General features: G+C 72.2%; 18 protein-coding genes and 1 riboswitch. Of the genes, 9 read left to right on the top strand and 9 right to left on the bottom strand.

The genetic code is table 11. From position 1 onward, the window contains the following. The first annotated feature begins 162 nt into the window (after positions 1–162). The 7 genes from ACFXGN_RS11540 to def all read left to right on the top strand — a co-directional run bounded on the left by ACFXGN_RS11540 (position 163) and on the right by def (position 6,691). Positions 163–795, top strand: coding sequence for an alpha/beta family hydrolase (locus tag ACFXGN_RS11540; RefSeq protein ID WP_384856853.1), 633 nt, complete (start codon positions 163–165; stop codon positions 793–795). A 244-nt stretch (positions 796–1,039) separates the two neighbouring features. Further along, positions 1,040–1,696, top strand: coding sequence for a sigma-70 family RNA polymerase sigma factor (locus ACFXGN_RS11535; protein WP_351782287.1), 657 nt, complete (start codon positions 1,040–1,042; stop codon positions 1,694–1,696). Then, on the top strand, positions 1,693–2,010 hold the full coding sequence (gene rsrA, locus ACFXGN_RS11530; protein ID WP_384856620.1) for a mycothiol system anti-sigma-R factor: 318 nt from the start codon (positions 1,693–1,695) through the stop codon (positions 2,008–2,010). Before ACFXGN_RS11535 ends, rsrA begins: the two co-directional genes overlap by 4 nt. A 255-nt stretch (positions 2,011–2,265) precedes the next feature. Further along, entirely contained in the window at positions 2,266–3,636 is a 1,371-nt protein-coding gene (locus ACFXGN_RS11525; RefSeq protein WP_384856850.1) for an HD-GYP domain-containing protein, read from the top strand. After that, complete coding sequence (locus ACFXGN_RS11520) at positions 3,633–4,928, top strand: HD-GYP domain-containing protein (RefSeq protein ID WP_384856618.1); 1,296 nt, start codon at positions 3,633–3,635, stop codon at positions 4,926–4,928. Before ACFXGN_RS11525 ends, ACFXGN_RS11520 begins: the two co-directional genes overlap by 4 nt. A 79-nt stretch (positions 4,929–5,007) precedes the next feature. Continuing rightward, positions 5,008–5,988, top strand: coding sequence for a tetratricopeptide repeat protein (locus ACFXGN_RS11515; RefSeq protein WP_384856616.1), 981 nt, complete (start codon positions 5,008–5,010; stop codon positions 5,986–5,988). A 67-nt stretch (positions 5,989–6,055) separates the two neighbouring features. Then, positions 6,056–6,691: a peptide deformylase gene (gene def, locus ACFXGN_RS11510; RefSeq protein WP_384856615.1), complete on the top strand. Its 636-nt coding sequence runs from the start codon at positions 6,056–6,058 to the stop codon at positions 6,689–6,691. Between the two features lie 78 nt (positions 6,692–6,769). On the opposite strand, the gene ACFXGN_RS11505 is transcribed toward def, so the two are convergent. Next, entirely contained in the window at positions 6,770–7,276 is a 507-nt protein-coding gene (locus tag ACFXGN_RS11505; RefSeq protein ID WP_384856847.1) for an ATP-binding protein, read from the bottom strand. 151 nt (positions 7,277–7,427) lie between these two features. Here ACFXGN_RS11505 and ACFXGN_RS11500 point away from each other — a divergent pair, with 151 nt between their 5' ends. Beyond that, positions 7,428–7,973 carry a GntR family transcriptional regulator gene (locus tag ACFXGN_RS11500; protein WP_384856612.1) on the top strand — a complete coding sequence of 182 codons (546 nt, stop codon included), beginning with the start codon at positions 7,428–7,430 and terminating at the stop codon, positions 7,971–7,973. Further along, on the top strand, positions 7,970–8,737 hold the full coding sequence (locus tag ACFXGN_RS11495; RefSeq protein ID WP_384856611.1) for a GntR family transcriptional regulator: 768 nt from the start codon (positions 7,970–7,972) through the stop codon (positions 8,735–8,737). The genes ACFXGN_RS11500 and ACFXGN_RS11495 overlap by 4 nt, the downstream gene beginning before the upstream one ends. 69 nt (positions 8,738–8,806) lie before the next feature. Here ACFXGN_RS11495 and ACFXGN_RS11490 read toward each other — a convergent pair whose 3' ends face one another. From ACFXGN_RS11490 to ACFXGN_RS11455, 8 genes are all read right to left on the bottom strand, one after another. Continuing rightward, positions 8,807–9,823 (bottom strand): ribonucleotide-diphosphate reductase subunit beta, encoded by a 1,017-nt coding sequence (locus ACFXGN_RS11490; protein WP_384856609.1) that lies wholly within the window; start codon positions 9,821–9,823, stop codon positions 8,807–8,809. After that, positions 9,823–12,198: a ribonucleoside-diphosphate reductase subunit alpha gene (locus ACFXGN_RS11485; RefSeq protein WP_384856606.1), complete on the bottom strand. Its 2,376-nt coding sequence runs from the start codon at positions 12,196–12,198 to the stop codon at positions 9,823–9,825. The genes ACFXGN_RS11490 and ACFXGN_RS11485 overlap by 1 nt, the downstream gene beginning before the upstream one ends. Before the next feature lie 131 nt (positions 12,199–12,329). Beyond that, a riboswitch (cobalamin riboswitch) is annotated at positions 12,330–12,467 on the bottom strand. A 48-nt stretch (positions 12,468–12,515) separates the two neighbouring features. Next, complete coding sequence (locus ACFXGN_RS11480) at positions 12,516–13,016, bottom strand: GNAT family N-acetyltransferase (RefSeq protein WP_384856604.1); 501 nt, start codon at positions 13,014–13,016, stop codon at positions 12,516–12,518. Positions 13,017–13,171: 155 nt separating this feature from the next. Further along, complete coding sequence (gene mctP / locus ACFXGN_RS11475) at positions 13,172–14,794, bottom strand: monocarboxylate uptake permease MctP (protein WP_384856601.1); 1,623 nt, start codon at positions 14,792–14,794, stop codon at positions 13,172–13,174. After that, positions 14,791–15,045: a DUF3311 domain-containing protein gene (locus ACFXGN_RS11470; protein WP_384856598.1), complete on the bottom strand. Its 255-nt coding sequence runs from the start codon at positions 15,043–15,045 to the stop codon at positions 14,791–14,793. Before ACFXGN_RS11470 ends, mctP begins: the two co-directional genes overlap by 4 nt. A 160-nt stretch (positions 15,046–15,205) precedes the next feature. Continuing rightward, positions 15,206–16,189: a LuxR C-terminal-related transcriptional regulator gene (locus ACFXGN_RS11465; protein ID WP_384856595.1), complete on the bottom strand. Its 984-nt coding sequence runs from the start codon at positions 16,187–16,189 to the stop codon at positions 15,206–15,208. 89 nt (positions 16,190–16,278) lie between these two features. Beyond that, entirely contained in the window at positions 16,279–18,273 is a 1,995-nt protein-coding gene (locus ACFXGN_RS11460) for a hypothetical protein (protein WP_384856593.1), read from the bottom strand. Further along, complete coding sequence (locus ACFXGN_RS11455; protein WP_384856590.1) at positions 18,263–19,228, bottom strand: aldo/keto reductase; 966 nt, start codon at positions 19,226–19,228, stop codon at positions 18,263–18,265. Before ACFXGN_RS11455 ends, ACFXGN_RS11460 begins: the two co-directional genes overlap by 11 nt. Positions 19,229–19,237: the final 9 nt, after the last annotated feature.

Here is a 19,237-nt window from a genome sequence, read left to right as displayed (position 1 = left end):
GTGGTCCGGGGCCCCTGGGCCCGTACGGCGGGTGGTCCGGGCCCCCGGCCCGTACGGCCCGTGCTCCTGGGTCGCGTCCGGAGTCGCCGTCGCGCGCACCGGTGTCCTCGGCCGTCCGCGCGGCAGGATGGGCCCGTGAGCACCGAAGACGCCCCCCGGGGCATGACACGGACCGAGACGGTTCCCACCGACGCCGGGGACGCCCGCGTCACCTGGTACGAGGGGGCCGACCCGTGGGCGGTCCTCGCCCTCGGCCACGGCGCGGGCGGCGGGATCGGGGCCCGTGACCTGGCGGCCCTCGCGGCGGCGCTGCCCGGCGGGGGCGTGAGCGTCGCCCTCGTCGAGCAGCCCTGGCGGGTCGCGGGCAAGAAGGTCGCCCCCGCCCCGAAGACCCTCGACACCGGCTGGCGCGGCCTCTGGCCCGCCCTCGCCCGGCCCGGCCTCCCCGTGGTCGCGGGCGGCCGGAGCGCCGGTGCCCGGGTCGCCTGCCGCACCGGCCGCGAGCTGGGCGCCCGCGCCGTCCTCGCGCTCGCCTTCCCGCTCCACCCACCGGGCCGGCCCGAACGGTCCCGCGCCGGTGAACTCCTCGGCACCGGCCTGCCGACGCTCGTCGTCCAGGGCGGCAACGACCCCTTCGGACGGCCCGCCGAGTTCCCGGACGGCCCCCACCGGCTCCTGGAGATCCCGTACGGGGACCACGGCTTCGCCCTGCCCAAGAAGGCCCCCCTCGGGCAGGAGGAGGCCATGGCACTGCTCGTGACCGGAATCACCGAGTGGATCTCCGCGTCGCGCTGACGCCCGGGGAATGCCGGACCGGGGGCCGCTGTTGTTCGGGGCGTCGGTGTGAGAACGAAGACCAGAGGGAGTCCGTCGCATGGGTTCGACCATCTGCCCGGAGCGTGCGAAGGCCGCTGACCTCGACTGGACAGTGCTGACCTCGCCCAAGAGCGGCCCGATTCGGGCGGCGGGCGGAGCGGTTCCTCGTCTATCCTCCGAAACGAGCGGGTCCGCCCTCGGACTCGCCGTCGCGCTGGAGGAGGTGGGTCCGGTCACCGGTACCGACACAGGGACCGAGGAAGGCCCCGAGGAGACGACCGCGGAGCGCAACGCGCGCTTCGAGCGGGACGCCCTCGGCTACCTGGACCAGATGTACTCCGCCGCACTGCGCATGACGCGCAACCCGGCGGACGCCGAGGACCTGGTGCAGGAGACCTACGCCAAGGCGTACGGCTCCTTCCACCAGTTCCGCGAGGGGACCAACCTCAAGGCGTGGCTCTACCGCATCCTCACCAACACCTTCATCAACTCGTACCGCAAGAAGCAGCGCGAGCCCCAGCGCAGCGCCGCCGAGGAGATCGAGGACTGGCAGCTCGCCCGCGCCGAGTCGCACATGTCGACCGGGCTGCGCTCCGCCGAGTCCCAGGCGCTCGACCACCTTCCCGACTCCGACGTGAAGTCGGCCCTCCAGGCGATCCCCGAGGAGTTCCGCATCGCGGTCTATCTCGCGGACGTCGAGGGCTTTGCGTACAAGGAGATCGCGGACATCATGGGGACTCCCATCGGTACGGTGATGTCCCGACTGCACCGGGGCCGCCGCCAGTTGCGCGGAATGCTGGAGGACTACGCCCGCGACCGCGGGCTCGTCCCCGCCGGCGCCGGGGAGTCGTCGCACGATCTGAAAGGCTCGGGCTCATGAGCTGCGGAGATCCGCACGAGACGGATTGCTCGGAAGTCCTCGACCATCTCTACGAGTTCCTCGACCACGAGATGCCCGACAGTGACTGCACCAAGTTCGAGGTGCACTTCGAGGAGTGCTCCCCCTGCCTGGAGAAGTACGGCCTCGAACAGGCGGTGAAGAAGCTCGTCAAGCGCTGCTGCGGCAGCGACGACGTCCCCACCGACCTGCGGGCCAAGGTGATGGGCCGGATCGACCTCATCCGCTCCGGCCACCTGGTCCCCGAGCAGGAGATCGCGCCGATCGTCCCCACGACTCCGGCCGCACAGGAGTAGCACCCCGCACACCCGCACCGACCGAGGGCCGCCGTGACACGATCACGGCGGCCTCCTCCGTACACGGGCCTCCTCCGTACACGGGCCACCTCCGTGCGGCGGCCACCTCCGTACACCGGCCCTCTCCGTGCGGCGGCCTTCTCCGTACACCGGCCACCTCCTCCGTACATCCGCTTGTATCACCCGATGGTGCGAATCCTCGCCGCAGGCCCGCCACGGGCCGCCCCGATCGCTACCGTGACGGGGATGATCGGCGTGAAGGCCATTCCACGAGCGGCCCGCGTGTACATCGGCTGCGCCCTGCTCGGTGCCGGGGCCTGCGTCCTGCCCGCACTCCGCCCCGGCGCCACCACCCCCTGGGGCACCGTCGCGCTCCTCGCCGCCCTGTACGCGCTCTGCGAACTCCCCGCCCGCTGTCGGGTCCTCGGCCGCGGCGTCGACGGCTCGCCGCCCCTGGGCGCCGGCTCCTTCTTCCCCGTCCTCCTCGCCGCCGCGCTCCTCCTGCCGCCCGCCGCCGCCGCGCTCACCACCCTGCCCGGGAGCCTCCTCGCCCGCGTCGACGAACCCCCCGCCGCCCCCCGCCGCGTCTGGCGGGCCGCCGCCACCAGCCTCGCCGTCTACGCCGCCGCCCACACCGCTGACGCCCTGAGCTGCGGAAACGCCCTCGGAGGGGTGTACCGGGCCCCCGACCTCCCCTACGCGCTGCTGCCCGCGACCGCCGCCTCGCTCAGCTTCTGCCTGGTCCTCACCGCCCTCGACGGCGGCATCCGCGCCACCGCCGACGGCCTCACCGCCCGCGCCGCCTGGCGCGGACTCCTCGGCCGGGCCCTGGCCCCGCACACCGTCCACGGCCTCGCCGGACTCATGATGGCCGTCCTCTGGCGCAGCTCGTACGGGCCCGTCGCCGCGCTCTTCGTCCTGCTGCCCATGTACATCTCCTGCTGGGTCTTCACCCAGTACCACCGCGAACGCGCCGCCCACCAGGCCACCATCCGCGCCCTCGTCCAGGCCGTCGACATCAAGGACCGCTACACCCGGGGCCACAGCGAACGCGTCGGCCACGCCTCCTTCCTCATCGCCCGCGAACTCGGCATGTCCGAGGACCGCCTCGACACCGTCCGCTTCGCGGGCATCCTCCACGACGTCGGCAAGCTCGGCGTGCCCACCCGGGTGCTCCGCAAGGACGGCCCGCTCACCCCCGAGGAACGCCGGATCATCGAACTCCACCCCGAGTACGGCCACGAGATGGTCCGGGGCATCGGCTTCCTCGGCGAGGCGCGCGCCGCGATCCTCCACCACCACGAACGCATGGACGGCAACGGCTACCCCTACGGGCTGCGCGGCGAGGAGATCCCCGAGTACGCCCGGGTCGTCGCCGTCGCGGACTCCTTCGACGCCATGACCTCCACCCGCTCCTACAGCCGCGCCCGGCCCGTGCCCACCGCCGTCGCCGAACTCGAACGCTGCGCCGGGACCCAGTTCGACCCCCGGATGGTCGCCGCCCTCGTCCGCGCCCTCGACCGCTACGGCTGGCAGCCCGCCGTCACCTCCGACGAGACCGCCCCCGAGGGGAACGTGCCACCCCCGCGCGACCCCGTCACCCCCCGCCCCAAGGAGCGCGCGTGAGACGCCCGCCCCGCCCGCGCCCCGGCGCCGTCACCCTCGGCGCCGTCCACGGCGCCGCCCTCCTCCTCGGCCTCGCCGGACTCGCCTCCACCCTCTGGTACGGCGTCGACGAACCCCACAACGCCCTCGCCTTCGGAGCCCTCGTCACCCTCGGCGAACTCGTCCGCTGGGGCGCCGCCCCCACCCCGCCCGACGAGCCCGAGGAACGGGAACCCGCGCCGCTGGCCGCCGCGGGCGCCCTCGCCTACGCCCTGCTCGGCGCGAGCGCCGGGACCGAGACCACCCACGACGTCCTCCAGATCGTCGCCGTCGTCACCGCCGCCGGTCTCGCCGGGATCGTCCCCCACGTCGCCCTGGGCCGGGACCCCCGCCCCGACCACCTCGCCCGCCGCGTCCTCACCGTCGGCTTCGCCGCCCTCTGCTTCCAGCCCCTCTACAACACGGGGACCGCCGTCACCCACCTCGGGCAGGGCCCCCGGTACGCCCTCTTCCTCCTCCTGCTGCTCGTCCTCACCGCCCTCTGCGACGCCGTGCTCGCCGCGCTCCTGCTCCGCGCCCGTACGGGATTCCCGTACGGGCCCCTCCTCCGCGACGAACTGCGCGCCCTCCTCGGCATCGGCTCCGCCGTCTGCGCCACCGGCGCCGTCATGGCGCTCGGCGTGGCCGCCGCCGGACTCTGGGCGCTGCCCGTGCTCGCCGTACCGCCGCTGCTCACCCAGGTCTCCTTCCAGCGGTACGCGGCGGTCCGTACCGTCAACCGGCAGACCATCGCCTCGCTGGCCCGCGCCACCGAGATCGCCGGCTGCACCCCGCCCGGCCACGCCCACCGGGTCGCCGCCCTCAGCGCGGCCGTCGGACGAGAGCTGGGGCTCTCCGGCACCGAGCTGACCGTCCTGGAGCACGCCGCCCTCATGCACGACATCGGACAGCTCTCCCTGATCGACCCGGTCGCGGGCGGCGCCACCGCGCTCCTGCCCGCCGAGGAACAGCGCCGGATCGCCCTCCTCGGCGGTGAGGTCGTCCGCAGGACCGGGGTCCCCGGGGCCGTCGCCGTCGTCGTGGAACGGCAGGCCGACCCGTACCGCGAGCAGCCGCTGCCCGCCCGGATCGTGCGCGCGGTGAACGCCTACGACGACCTCGCGGGCGACGGGCCCGCGACCGCCGCCCTCGACGCCCTGGAACGGCTCAGACTCGGCACCGCCCGCGACTACCACCCGGATGTCGTCGAATGCCTGGCCAGGGTCCTGGCCCGGGGCGGAGCGGCTGGGGTGACCTCGGTCGTCCCTGGGTAACCCATGGGTAATGAGCGCGCGTCCGACCGGGCATGGTTGGATGCGAACAAGAGGGTGAAGCGACCGGCAGGCGGGAATCGTGAAGATCTTCGGGAAGGTACGGCATCGGCCCTCCGCCTCATGGCGGCAGGCCACCGACCGCGCGTTCACGCTGATCGGCGACGGCCGGTACGAGGACGCGGGAGCGCTGCTCACCCGCGCGGCGGATCTGGAGCCCTGGCTCTCCGAGTCCTGGTTCAACCTGGCGCTGCTGCACAAGTTCCGGCACGACTGGGAGCAGGCGCGGGCCGCCGGGCTCCGCGCGGTCGCCCTCCTCGACAAGGAGAGCGGCGCCCCGGACTGGTGGAACGTGGGGATCGCGGCGACCGCGCTCCAGGACTGGCCGCTGGCCCGCCGCGCCTGGCAGGCGTACGGGCTGAAGGTGCCGGGCGCCGCCGCGGGCACCGGGGAGCCCGCCGGGATGGAGCTGGGCAGCGCCGCCGTCCGGCTCTCGCCGGAGGGCGAGGCGGAGGTCGTGTGGGGCCGCAGGCTCGACCCGGCCCGGATCGAGGTCCTGTCCATCCCGCTGCCGTCGTCCGGGCGCCGCTGGGGCGAGGTCGTCCTGCACGACGGGGTGCCGCACGGCGAGCGGACCACCGTCGCGGGCCCCTCCTATCCGGTCTTCGACGAGATCGAGCTGTGGGCGCCGTCGCCCGTGCCCACCTGGGTGGTGCTCCTGGAGGCGGCCACCGAGGCCGACCGGGACGCCCTGGAGCTGCTGGCCGCGGAGGCGGGCTTCGCCGCCGAGGACTGGTCGTCCTCGGTGCGGCTGCTCTGCCGCGCCTGCTCGGAGTCGACGATGCCGAGCGCCGAGGGCGAGGGCGAGCACTCCGACCCGCACGACCACAGCGAGCCGGGGCACCCCGGGCCGCTGGGCCACCGCTCGCCGGGCGAGCTGTGGGTGCCGGAGCGCGAGTGCGGCATCGCGGCCCCGCCGGGCCTGGTGCGGGGACTCCTCGACGGCTGGGCCGCGGACAGTCCCGACAGCCGTGAATGGCGGGATCTCGAAGAGGTCTGCTGAGCGTCCGCCGCCGGGCCCGTAGGCTGTCCTCCGACGGAATCGGGTTTTCAGAAGGGCGCGGCCGGACATGGCGCAGCAGGAGACGGACGAGCAGACGCTGATCAACGACGGCTACGTCGTGGACACGGAGGACTGCGAGGCGCGTGAGCTCGCCCACCGCGAGCGCGGCACGGCCCGCCCGATCACGGTGGTCGGGAACCCGGTGCTGCACAAGGAGTGCAAGGACGTCACCGAGTTCGACGACTCGCTGGCCGCGCTGATCGACGACATGTTCGCCAGCCAGAAGGCCGCCGAGGGCGTGGGCCTGGCCGCGAACCAGATCGGCGTGGACCTCAAGGTCTTCGTCTACGACTGCCCCGACGACGAGGGCGTCCGGCACACCGGCGTCGTGATCAACCCGGTCCTCCAGGAGCTCCCGGCGGAGCTGCGCGTCCTGGACGAGTCCAACGAGGGCTGCCTCTCGGTCCCGACCGCCTACGCGGAGCTGGCCCGCCCGGACCACGCGGAGGTCCACGGCCAGGACGCCCAGGGCAACCCGATCAAGGTCCGGGGCACCGGCTACTTCGCCCGCTGCCTCCAGCACGAGACGGACCACCTGTACGGCTACCTGTACATCGACCGCCTCTCCAAGCGCGACCGCAAGGACGCCCTCCGCCAGATGGAAGAGGGCACCCCGCGCTACGAGACGGTCCCGAACGCCTGATCTCCTCGCGGTACGTGAAAGGGGCCCCGCACTCTTCGGAGGGCGGGGCCCTTTCACGTACCAGGACGGCCCGCGCCGTCAGCGCGGTTCCTGGACGACGTGGCCCCGGAACTCGCCCCGGCCCGTGAGGTCGGCCGCAGCGTCGGCAAGTCCCGGGACCTCGGAGATTTCTGGGCTCTCGCCGGGACGGGCATCGAGTGCCGGAGCGACCTTGAAGCTGCTCCAGACGGTCTTGCCGACGACATGCTCGTCCACACCGAAGTCATCGGCCAGGGCCGTCACCAGACGAAGCCCCCGACCACCGCAGTCGTCCGTTTCCGCCCGCATGACCCGTGGATGCCCTCCACCGCTGTCGCGCACTTCGACGCGGATCGTCAGCTCGTCCCTCACCAGTCTCAGGGAGAACTCACGCCCGGCCGGGACACCGTGTGTCAGAGCATTCGTAGCGAGTTCGGAGACGCAGAGATGGATCTCGTCCCGACGATCAGTGACTCCCCACTGCGCCAGAGCCTCAAGCGCGAAGGCTCTCGCCGCCGGGACGGAACTGCGCGCACGAGGGAAACGCCGTTGCCATGACAGAGCCATGGTGACCACCGCCTTGATCCTGGGCTGTACGATCAACAAAACCTTATCGCTATTCGCGAAAAGCAGCAAGGTGGATGAGGTGGACTTCCGGGGCACATCACTTAACGTGTAAAGCAGTAAGGTCGAACAGGTAGTCGCACAGGAGGACGTCATGCGTACGAGGACCTGGGTCAGCACCTCCCTGCCGTACCTGACGCCGCAGGACGGCGAGGGGCGTTCCGATGCCTGGGCCGCGGAGGCTGCCGCCCGGGGCGGCGTCGGGAGTCAGCGCATCGTCCACGCCGGTGAGGTGCCCGCCCCGGAGGCCGTCGCCGCGCTACTCGGTGTGGCTGACGGAGCGCCGGTCGTCGTGCGACGCAGGGTCATCGAACTCGACGGACACCCCTGCGAGTTGACCGACACCTACTACCCCGCGGACATCGCGCGCGGCACCGGGCTCGCCGAGACGCGCAAGATCCGGGGAGGCGCCGTCGCGCTGCTCGCCGCACTCGGGCACACCGGTGTGCGCGTGCGCGAGGACGTGACCGCGCGGATGCCGGACGCCGACGAGCGGGAAGCGCTGCGCATGGGACGCGACGAGCCGGTCATCAACCTGGCGAGAGTGACGTACGACAGCCGGGACAGGCCCGTCCAGGCCGACATGATGACCATGCCCGCGCACCGGCAGCGACTCCGCTACGAGACCACGATCGGATGACCGTGCCCGACATTGAAGACCGGCGCTCGCTGCACCAGCGGATCGCCGCCGACCTGCGCGACGAGATCATGAGCGGAGACCTCGCACCCGGAGCCAAGCTGCCGTCCACCGTGCACCTCAAGGCCCGGTTCGACGCGTCCAACGCCACCGTGCAGAAGGCGCTGCAGCTCCTCAAGGACGAACAACTGGTCGTCGGCCGCGCCGGGGCGGCGGTCACCGTCAGGGAACACCGCCAGCGGACCGTACGCCCTTCCGCCTTCATGGCCCCGGTCGCCGCCGGGGAACCGTACCGATGGCTCACCGAAGCGGCGCTGCTCGGCGCACGTCCGCAGAGCACCCTGCTGGAGGTGGCCGAGGCGAGGCCGCCCGCCGACGTCTCCGCAGTCCTGGGCCTGGAGAACGGCGGAACGGCACTGCTGCGCCGCCAGGTGCTCTCGATCGACGACGAGCCCGCCGAACTCGTCATGTCCTATTACCCCTTGGACATCGCCCGCTCCACGCCTCTCATGGAGAAGCGCAAGATCAAGGGCGGCACCCCGACACTTCTCGCCGGTCTGGGTTTCCCGCCCCGGCTCAGCGTCGACCGGGTATCGGCGCGCGTCCCCACCCAGGATCAGTACCAGGCCTTGAAGCTGCCGAGCGACCTCCCCGTGCTCCGAACGCTCCGTGTCGTCTACAGCGACGACGAACGCCCCATCGAGGCCACCGTCATGGTCAAAGCTGGGCACCTCTACGAACTGCAGTACGCGTTCACACCGGAGTGACGCGACGGTACGCGAAAGGCCCCGCGCTCTTCGGAGTGCGGGGCCCTTTCACGTATCTCGAGGACCGGGCTAGAAGTCCTCGTCCAGGTCCACCGAGCCCTCGACCGCGACCTGGTAGGCGGACGGGCGGCGTTCGAAGAAGTTGGTGAGTTCCTGGACGCCCTGGAGTTCCATGAAGGCGAACGGGTTCTCGGAGCCGTAGACCGGGGGGAAGCCCAGGCGCTGGAGGCGCTGGTCGGCGACGCACTGGAGGTACTCGCGCATCGACTCGGTGTTCATGCCGGGCAGGCCCTCGCCGCACAGGTCGCGGCCGAACTGCAGCTCCGCCTCGACGGCCTCCCTCAGCATGTCCGTGACCTGCTGCTGGAGCGCGTCGTCGAAGAGCTCCGGCTCCTCCTTGCGGACGGTGTCCACGACCTCGAAGGCGAAGTTCATGTGCATCGTCTCGTCGCGGAACACCCAGTTGGTGCCGGTGGCCAGGCCGTGCAGCAGACCGCGGGACCGGAACCAGTACACGTACGCGAAGGCGCCGTAGAAGAACAGGCCCTCGATGCACGCGGCGAAGCAGATCAGGTTCAGCAGGAAGCGGCGGCGGTCGGCGGCCGTCTCCAGCCGGTCGATCTTCTCGACCGAGTCCATCCACTTGAAGCAGAACTGAGCCTTCTCGCGGATGGAGGGGATCTCTTCCACCGCGTCGAAGGCCGCCGCGCGGTCCGCCGGGTCGGGCAGGTACGTGTCCAGGAGGGTCAGGTAGAACTGGACGTGCACGGCCTCCTCGAAGAGCTGGCGCGAGAGGTAGAGCCGCGCCTCGGGGGAGTTGATGTGCTTGTACAGCGTCAGGACCAGGTTGTTCGACACGATCGAGTCGCCGGTCGCGAAGAAGGCGACCAGACGGCCGATCATGTGCTGCTCACCGGGGGTGAGCTTGGCGAGGTCGGCGACGTCCGAGTGGAGGTCGACCTCCTCGACGGTCCAGGTGTTCTTGATCGCGTCCCGGTAGCGCTCGTAGAAGTCGGGGTAGCGCATCGGGCGGAGGGTCAGCTCGAAGCCCGGGTCGAGGAGGTTCTTCTGTTCGTCGGTGCTCATCACTGGCAGGCCTCGCAGGACTCGGGGTTTTCCAGGGAGCAGGCGACCGCGTCGGGGTCGGCGGCCTGCTGGACGGGGATGGTGGCCGGGGCGGCGGCCGACGCCTGGGCGGCGCGGGCGATCCGGGTCGCCGGGCGCGAACGCAGGTAGTACGTGGTCTTCAGACCCTGCTTCCAGGCGTACGCGTACATCGACGACAGCTTGCCGATGGTGGGCGTCTCCAGGAACAGGTTCAGCGACTGCGACTGGTCCAGGAACGGGGTCCGGGCGGCGGCCATGTCGATCAGACCGCGCTGCGGGATCTCCCAGGCGGTGCGGTACAGCTCGCGCACCTCGGCCGGGACCCAGGTGAAGTCGGCGATCGAGCCGTTGGAGTCGCGCAGCGCCTCACGGGTCTGCGCGTCCCACACGCCGAGCTTCTTCAGCTCGGTGACCAGGTACGAGTTGACCTGGAGGAACTCGCCGGACAGCGTCTCGCGCTTGAACAGGTTGGAGACCTGCGGCTCGATGCACTCGTAGACACCGGCGATCGACGCGATGGTCGCGGTCGGCGCGATGGCGAGGAGGAGGCTGTTGCGCATCCCGGTGGCGGCGATCCGCGCGCGCAGCGCCGTCCAGCGCTCCGGCCAGTTCAGCTCCACGTCGTAGTGGTCCGGGTGCAGCACGCCCCGGGCGGTACGGGTGGCCTCCCAGGCGGGGACCGGACCGTTGCGCTCGGCGAGGTCGGCGGACGCCTCGTACGCGGCGAGCATGATCCGCTCGGCGATCCGGGTGGAGAGCGCGCGGGCCTCGGGGGAGTCGAACGGCAGCTTCAGCTGGAAGAAGACGTCCTGGAGGCCCATCGCGCCCAGGCCCACCGGCCGCCAGCGGGCGTTGGAGCGGCCCGCCTGCTCGGTCGGGTAGAAGTTGATGTCGACGACCCGGTCGAGGAAGGTGACGGCCGTGCGGACGGTGGCGTCCAGCCGCTCCCAGTCGATGCCGCCGTCGGCGACGAACGAGCCGAGGTTGACCGAGCCGAGGTTGCAGACGGCGGTCTCGCCGTCGTCGGTGACCTCCAGGATCTCCGTGCAGAGGTTGGAGGAGTGGACGGTGTGACCGGGCAGGGCGGTCTGGTTGGCCGTCCGGTTCGAGGCGTCCTTGAAGGTCATCCAGCCGTTGCCGGTCTGGGCCAGGGTCCGCATCATCCGGCCGTACAGGTCACGGGCGGGCATGGTCTTGCGGGCCAGGCCCGCCGCCTCGGCCTTGCGGTAGGCGGCGTCGAACTCCTCGCCCCACAGGTCGACCAGCTCGGGCACGTCCGCCGGGGAGAACAGCGACCACTCGGCGTCCGCGTTGACCCGGCGCATGAACTCGTCCGGGATCCAGTGCGCCAGGTTCAGGTTGTGGGTGCGGCGCTGGTCCTCGCCGGTGTTGTCGCGGAGCTCCAGGAACTCCTCGATGTCGGCGTGCCAGGTCTCCAGGTAGACGGCGGCGGCGCCCTTGCGGCGACCGCCCTGGTTCACGGCGGCGACGGAGGCGTCGAGGGTCTTCAGGAACGGCACGATGCCGTTGGAGTGCCCGTTGGTGCCGCGGATCAGCGAGCCCCGGGCGCGGATGCGGGAGTACGAGAGGCCGATGCCACCCGCGTGCTTGGAGAGCCGCGCCACCTGGTGGTAGCGGTCGTAGATGGAGTCCAGCTCGTCCTGGGGGGAGTCCAGGAGGTAGCAGGAGGACATCTGCGGGTGGCGGGTGCCGGAGTTGAAGAGCGTCGGGGAGGACGGCAGGTAGTCGAGGCGGCTCATCAGACCGTAGAGGGCCGCGACCTCGTCGAGGGCGCGGGAGCCGTCGTCCTCGGCGAGACCGCAGGCCACGCGCAGCATGAAGTGCTGGGGGGTCTCGATCACCTTGCGGGTGATCGGGTGGCGCAGCAGGTAGCGCGAGTAGAGGGTCCGCAGGCCGAAGTAGCCGAAGCGGTCGTCGCCCGCCGGGTCGATCGTCGCGTCGAGCCGGTCGGCGTGGGCGGCGACGAGGTCGGCGGTGCGGTCGGCGATCAGGCCCTCGCGGTGGCCGACGGCCACGGACGCGGAGAAGGCGACGGAACCCTGGGAGGCGGCCTCGTCGGCGATGGTGATCGTCAGGAGCCGGGCGGCGAGCCGGGAGTACGCGGGGTCCTCGGCGATCAGCCCGGCAGCCGCCTCGGTGGCCAGCTCGCGCAGCTCCGCCTCGTCCGCGGCGGCGCTGCGACCGCGGAGCGCGGCGGCGGCGACCTTGCCGGGGTCGGTGTCGGGGAGGTCGGCGGTGAGGGCGGTCAGGGTCCGCAGCAGTACGGTCCCGGGGGCGTCGCTCTCGATCGCGGAAGCCTCGGCGGACGCCGGATGGGCGGGCGCGATGGTCACGTGGGGGCTCTCCCTCGCTCGGCTCGGGGCCGCGGCGGGAAGGCGGGCGGACGGCTTTCCGGGCAGGCCGGAGGCGCCGCGTCCACCGGCCCATTCCGCGAGGCCCGGACGTCTGTGGCACCCGGAACGGACGGACCGGGCGCACTGCCGGCAGGTCTTCGGACTCACGTCGTGCGGACGTCGTATCCGTACGAAGCACACCGTTGCGGGACAGTTCCGGATTCGCGCCGGATTCCCCTGCGTCGACAGCGAGCACGAGCATACATGTGGGGGGCGCCGCTTGCGGCACCCCCCACATGTTGTGTCGCGCCGTGGCCTCAGAACTCCAGGGCGTAGGTGCGCAGGAGGTGGTCGGAGACCGGCGCCCAGTCCCGTTCGGGGGTGCGGACGAAGCCCATCCGTTCGTAGATCCGGTGGGCGGAGACCATGAGGTCGGCCGTGGAGAGCACCAGCCGGACGCATCCGGGGAGGGCCCGCGCCCGGTCGGCGCAGGCCCGGACGAGGGCCTCGCCGACGCCCCTGCCCCGGGCGTCCGGGGCGACCACGAGCATCCGGAACTCGGCCTCGCCCGCGACGGCGATGTCCGCCCAGGGGGTGCCGCCGGGGGCGAAGGTCACTCCGCCGACGATCCGGCCGTCGGCGTCGACGGCGACGAGGACCTCGGCCTCGCGGGCCCGCCGGGCGGTGTCGCGGAGCACGTCCAGATAGAAGTCGTCCTCGCCGTGCAGCAGCAGCCCGTCGTTCAGATAGGTCAGCCCGGTGAGGTCGCCGAGCTCCGCGTGTTCCTCGGGCCGTACCGCCCTGATCGTGAAGTCCATGGAGGCAGTGTGCCTCCCCGGGGGCACGGGGGAGGGGCCCGGGTTCCCTCGCGGGAGTCCCGGGCCCCTCGGGCGCGGCGGCGGGTCGGTGGCCTCCGGTCGATGGCTTCCGGTCAGTTGCTTCCGGTCGATGGCCTCCGGTCAATGGTTTCCGGTCAGTGGCCTCCGGCGCCGACCGGCGGGAGGTCCTTGACGCCGCGGTCGCCCGCGTCGGCCGTGTAGTCGCCCGGGGAGGTCTCGTCGACGCCGTCGGGGGCCTTGAGGGCCTTGAGGACGAAGGTGAGGACCACGGTCACGAGGAGGTTGAGGACGAAGGCGGTGAGGCCGATGTAGCCGATCTCGCCGATGCCGGGTATCTCCGCGGAGGAGCCGCCGAAGTGCTTCTGGGTGGGGCTGGCGACGCCGTACGCGGCGACCGTGCCGTAGACCATGCCGACGGCCCAGCCCCCGAGCAGGGCCCAGCGGTGGAACCAGCGGGTGAACAGGCCGCCGACCAGGGCCGGGAAGGTCTGCAGGATCCAGATGCCGCCGAGCAGCTGGAAGTTGATCGCGACCGTCTTGTCCATGGTGAGGACGAAGGCGAGGGCGCCGACCTTGACCAGGAGGGAGACCAGCTTGGAGATCTTGGTCTCCTGGGCGGGGGTCGCGTCCGGTCTGATGAAGTCCTTGTAGATGTTGCGGGTGAAGAGGTTGGCGGCGGCGATGGACATGATCGCGGCCGGGACGAGCGCGCCGATGCCGATGGCGGCGAACGCGACGCCCGCGAACCAGTCGGGGAACATCGTCTCGAAGAGCTGCGGGATGGCGAGCTGGCCGTTCTTCACCTGGATGCCCGCGGCGATGGCCATGAAGCCGAGCAGCGCGAGCAGGCCCAGCATCAGCGAGTACAGCGGCAGGATGGTGGTGTTGCGGCGGATGACCTCGCGGCTCTTCGACGACAGCGTCGCCGTGATGGAGTGCGGGTACATGAAGAGCGCGAGCGCCGAGCCGAGCGCGAGCGTCGCGTACGTCCACTGGCCCGCCTCGCCGGGCACCAGCGTGCCGCGCGGCTTGTCGGTGGCCGGGTTGGTCTGCGCGTACGCCTCGCCCGCCCTGGCGAAGATCTCGTCGAAGCCGCCCAGCTTGATCGGGATGTAGATGATCGCCACCGCGATGACGAGGTAGATCAGGGTGTCCTTGACGAAGGCGATCAGCGCGGGGGCGCGCAGCCCGGAGGAGTAGGTGTACGCGGCGAGGACGCCGAAGGCGATGAGCAGCGGCAGGTCCTTGACGAACCAGTGGGTGGTCTCGCCGCCGCCGAGGCCCATCACGTCCAGGACGGCCTGGATGCCGACGAGCTGGAGCGCGATGTACGGCATGGTGGCGAGGATGCCGGTGACCGCCACCGCCAGGGAGAGCCCCTTGGAACCGAAGCGTCCGCGCACGAAGTCCGAGGTGGTGACGTACCCGTGCTTGTGCGAGACCGACCAGAGGCGCGGCAGGAAGGTGAAGATCAGCGGGTAGACCAGGATCGTGTACGGGACGGCGAAGAAACCGGCCGCGCCCGCCGCGTAGATGGCCGCCGGGACGGCGACGAAGGTGTACGCGGTGTAGAGGTCGCCGCCCAGCAGGAACCAGGTGACCCAGGTGCCGAACGAGCGCCCGCCCAGGCCCCATTCGTCGAGGCTGTTCTCGTCCTCGGCCTTGCGCCAGCGCGCGGCGAGGAAGCCCATGACCGTGACGGCCACGAAGAAGAAGATGAAGACGGCGAGCGCGACGCCGTTCACGCCGTCCTTCATCGCGCGTCACCCCCCTTGCGGGCGCGCTGGTCGTTCTGCCACAGCTTGTACGCGATCATGGTGAGCGCGGTCGAGACGATCACCCAGAGCATCTGGTACCAGTAGAAGAACGGGATGCCCCCGAGCAGGGGTTCGGTCTTCGCGTAGGACCCCACCCAGAGCATCGCCACGAACGGCGCGATCAGGCAGAGCGCGATCACCACCCGCAGGGGGGTGATGGTCGGTTGTTTCCCTTGTGTCTCTTCCGGCATGGCGATTCCGTCCCCTCGCTGATCACCTCGACAAGTGCTGGGGAAATCTAGGGGACGCCTCCGGCCCCACGGAACCCCTGTCCGTATAACGGAAGGGACTCCGTGGCGGCCGGGTGCGGTGGCCCCCGGGCCGGGCAAGGGCCGTCACGGGGGCCGGGGTTCAGAGCCAGCCCTCCTTGCTGGCGCGGACGCCCGCCTCGAAACGGCTGCGGGCGCCGAGCCGGTTCATCAGGTCGGAACTCATCCGGCGCACGGTCCGCAGCGACACCCCGAGGCGCCGGGCGGCGATGTCGTCCGTGCAGCCGATCCCCAGCAGCATGAGCAGCTCCCGCTCCTGCGGGGAGAGCGCGTGCTCGTCGCGGCGGGGGGCCTCGCCGAAGGGGGTGCCCGCCTCCCACAACCGGTCGAAGAGCACCACGAGCGCGTGCACCAGACCGGGACTGCGGACCTCCAGGGCGCCCGCGCGGCCGTCCTGGGGGTCGACCGGGACGAGCGCCGCCTCACGGTCCACGATCACCATGAGCATCGGGACCACGGGCACGGTCCGCGCCTCGCCGCCCAGGTCGCAGTACCAGCGGACGTACTCGGCGGTGGGCGGGTCGTTGCGGAAGCTCTCCTGGTAGATCGACCGGATCTTCACCCCGCGTTCCAGGGCGAGCTGGTCGAGCGGCTGGCTCGCGTCCATGGTGTCGGGGAGCTGGGCCCCGCCGGGCAGCAGCGAGAGGCATTCGGTACGGGCGTTCGCGGCGAGGTCCTCCAGGCGGTCGCGGACCTGGTCGAGGCCGGTGATGCGGTCCACGAGGTCGTGCCGGGCGCCGGTCTCGGTGTGGTCGGTGTACGAGGCGAGGATGCCCGCCACGGCCCGCCCGGCCTGTTCCACCTGGCGTCTGCGCCTGCTCAGTTCGGCCTCGGCGCGGGAGAGCAGGAAGGAGAAGCCGATGTCGGGGTTGAAGGGTTCGACCTCGCCGGAGCAGTCGTCCATCAGGACGAGCTTGAGGTCCGCGAGGCAGGCGAGCGCCTCGCGGACCTGGGGTTCGGGGCGGTCCAGATGGGCCGCCATCTCTGTCACGTCGAAGTCCGGTCGCTCCAGGAGCAGGCGATAGACGTCCTCCGTCGACTCCTGTATTCCGAGCGCCTCCAGCATTCTTGTCTCCCCCTCGTCACGGTCCGTCGCGCGATCGGTCGTCTTAGTGATCGCGGTCGTCGATGCTAAGCGGGGGAGGGGTTCTAGGTCTAGACCAATAAGGGGGAAGTCAGGGTTGCCGGACCCGGTACGCGTGGCTTCCCCACGGACCATCGCCCGGACAGCGCGTCGAGGACCGCGGCCATGGCGAAACCCGAGACCAGCAGCGCCAGTTCCACCTGCGGGCCGACCCCGACCGCGAGCACCGCCAGCGCCCCCGCCGCCGCCGCCACCGGACCCGCCCGTTCCGGACCGCCCGCCGCCGACGCCACCGAACGGTCCAGCGACACACAGAAGGCGAACCCGCCCACCACGAGCGGAACCCACCCCGTCACCGCGCCCGTCCCCGCCGGACCCTCCTGCCACAGGAGCGCCAGCGCACCCGCCGGGGCGACCGAGGCCAGCACCGCCACCGGCACCGCGCGGGCGGCGGCACCGACCGATCCGAACGCGGCGAGCACCCCGAAGGCCGCGAGCGCCGCCGCCGGGACCGCGTACGGAAGCAGCCAGTACACCCCGTCCACCAGATCGTGGTCCACCACACCCGAACCACCGACCAGTACCGGCCCGTCGCCGAGCGCCGACCGCAGCGCCGACACCGTCGCCGCGCCCGCCGCCGTCATCGGCTCCCCGGCCGGGACCACCACCACGAGCGCCGTACCGCCACGGCGCCACTCCCCGGCCGACGGCGCCGCCGCCAGCAGCACCCCCGGCACCCGGGCCGCCCGCTCGGCCACCGCCGCCGCGTCCCCGCCCTCCGGGACCAGCACCTCCAAGGGGTTGAGCACCCCCGACGGCACCCCGGCCGCCACGAGCCGGTCCAGCCCGTCCCGCGCCGGACCAGCGGCCACCAGGGAACGCGCCTCCGGATTGCCCACCCGCAGCTGCGCGGCGGCCCCCGCGAACAGGAAGAGCAGGACCAGCCCGACCGCACCGGCGGCGAACGCCCTCCACCGGACGGCCACCGGGCCCGCGCCCGGCGCGACACCCATGGCAGAGGACCTCACGGCCGGGGACCCCACGGGCACCGCACTCCACGGCCGCCCCGGGGCCGCACCCCGCGCCGGGGCCCCGCGCCCCATCGACGCGAGCACCGGCGCCAGCGTCAGCGTCACCGCCGTGCCCACCACCCACACCGCCAGGCCCCCGAGCCCCACCGACCGCAGAAAACCGGCCGGGAAGAGGACGAGCACCCCACAGGCCGCCGCGCCCGCGGCACCCGCCACCACCGCCGACCGGGCGGCGGCCGGACCCGTGGGCCGCGCCCACCGGTGCACCGAGAGCACCAGCGCCGTCACCGGCACCAGATACACCACGACAAAACTGACCTCGGTGAACCCGGCCGCCGCCTCCACCAGGAGCAGCGCCCCCACCGACGTCACCGCCGCGAGCAGCAGCGGCGCCAGGACCCCCAGCGGCGAACGGAACACCAGGAACAACAGCAGGAGCAACCCCACCGCGCACCCCGCCTTCACCACCAGGGCCACCGGCCCCGGCCCCACGAGCGCGCTGTCGTGCTGGAGCGGCAGGACGCCCGTCACCTCGACCCCGGCCTCCGGCAGCGCCGCCCGCAGCCCCGCCCGCAGCGCCACCGCCGTCTCCTCGACGACGGCGAGCCCCGCCAGGTCCGGCTTCCCGGCCCCCGGATACACCAGCGCGTACACGGTCCGGCCGTCCGCCCCGAGGAAACCCGCGTCACCGGTGGACGCGAACGAGACCGTCCGCGCCCCCCGGCCCGCCGCCCGCTCCACGGCGGCCCCGAACCTCACGGCCGCCCCGGAGGCGCGCACGTCCACGCCCCCGGGCCAGCTCGCGACGGCCACCAGCGGGGCGACGGCCGCCCCGTTCCCGTACCGCTCCTGGACCGCCTGGTTCGCCCGGTGCCCCGGTCCGCCCGACGCCGTGAACGACTGGTCGAGCCGGCCGAGCCCGGCCACCGCCGTCGCCCCGCCGAGCAGCAGCACCAGCAGCCACACCACCCCGAAGGACACCCGGTGGCGCGCCGCGAACTCCTGCACCGACACGGCACCCCGCTCAGTCGACATCGTCGAGCCGCTTCCTCAGCTCCGCGTCGAGCCGCAGCCCCACCGCACCCAGCGACTCGTCCAGCTGGGCCGTCGAACTCGCCCCGATCACCGGCAGGACCGGCAGCTCACCGCCCGCCGCCCAGGCGAGCACCACCTGGTTGGCGGTCACGCCCAGCTCCGCCGCGACCTCCGCGAGCACCTTCAGCCGCCGCTCCGAGCCCGCGTGCCGGTACTGCTCCGGCACCTCCTTGCCCGGATCGGTGTACGCCCCCGTCAACTGGACCGTGTACGCCGTGAACGTCAGCTCCGGACGCGTCCCCAGATAGTCGAGCAGCTCCTCCGACGCGTGCGGGTTCACCCCGAACTCCGCCCCCGGACGAGGCCGCAGATACGTGTACCGCTGCTGCACCGCCGCGTAGTCGGGCACCTCCGCCGCCACCGCCGCGCCCCGCGACGCCTCGATCCGCCAGGCCGCGAAGTTGGAACAGCCCGCCCGCCCGATCTTCCCGGAGTCCTCCAGCTCGCCGAAGGCTCCCATGGTCTCCGCGACCGGGGTCGCCCGGTCGTCGATGTGCGCGTAGTACAGGTCGACGCGGTCCGTACCCAGGTTCCGCAGGCTCTCCTCGACCTGGCGCCGCAGCACCGGGGCCGACAGGCCCTCCGCGCACTCCGGCCAGGCCGAACCCGGCGGGTCCGGCAGCGCGCCCACCTTGGTGGCGATCACCATCTCGTCCCGTACGCCCCGGCTGCGCAGCCAGCGCCCGATGACCAGCTCGCTCTCCGCGCCCGTGGCGCCCGGCTCCCAGAAGGCATAGGTGTTGGCGGTGTCGATGAAGGTGCCGCCCGCCTCGTGGAAGCGGTCCAGCACCGCGAAGGCCGTGGCCTCGTCGATCCGGGTGCCGAACGGCAGGGTGCCCAGGCACAGGGTGCTCACGCGCGGACCCTCGGGCCCGCCCAGATTCGTGTACTCCATCGCTCGTCC

This window comes from Streptomyces sp. NPDC059247 (assembly GCF_042754005.1).
GTDB lineage: Bacteria > Actinomycetota > Actinomycetes > Streptomycetales > Streptomycetaceae > Streptomyces.
Note: the sequence above shows the minus strand (reverse complement) of the source record. Positions and strands in the feature narration are given on the sequence as shown.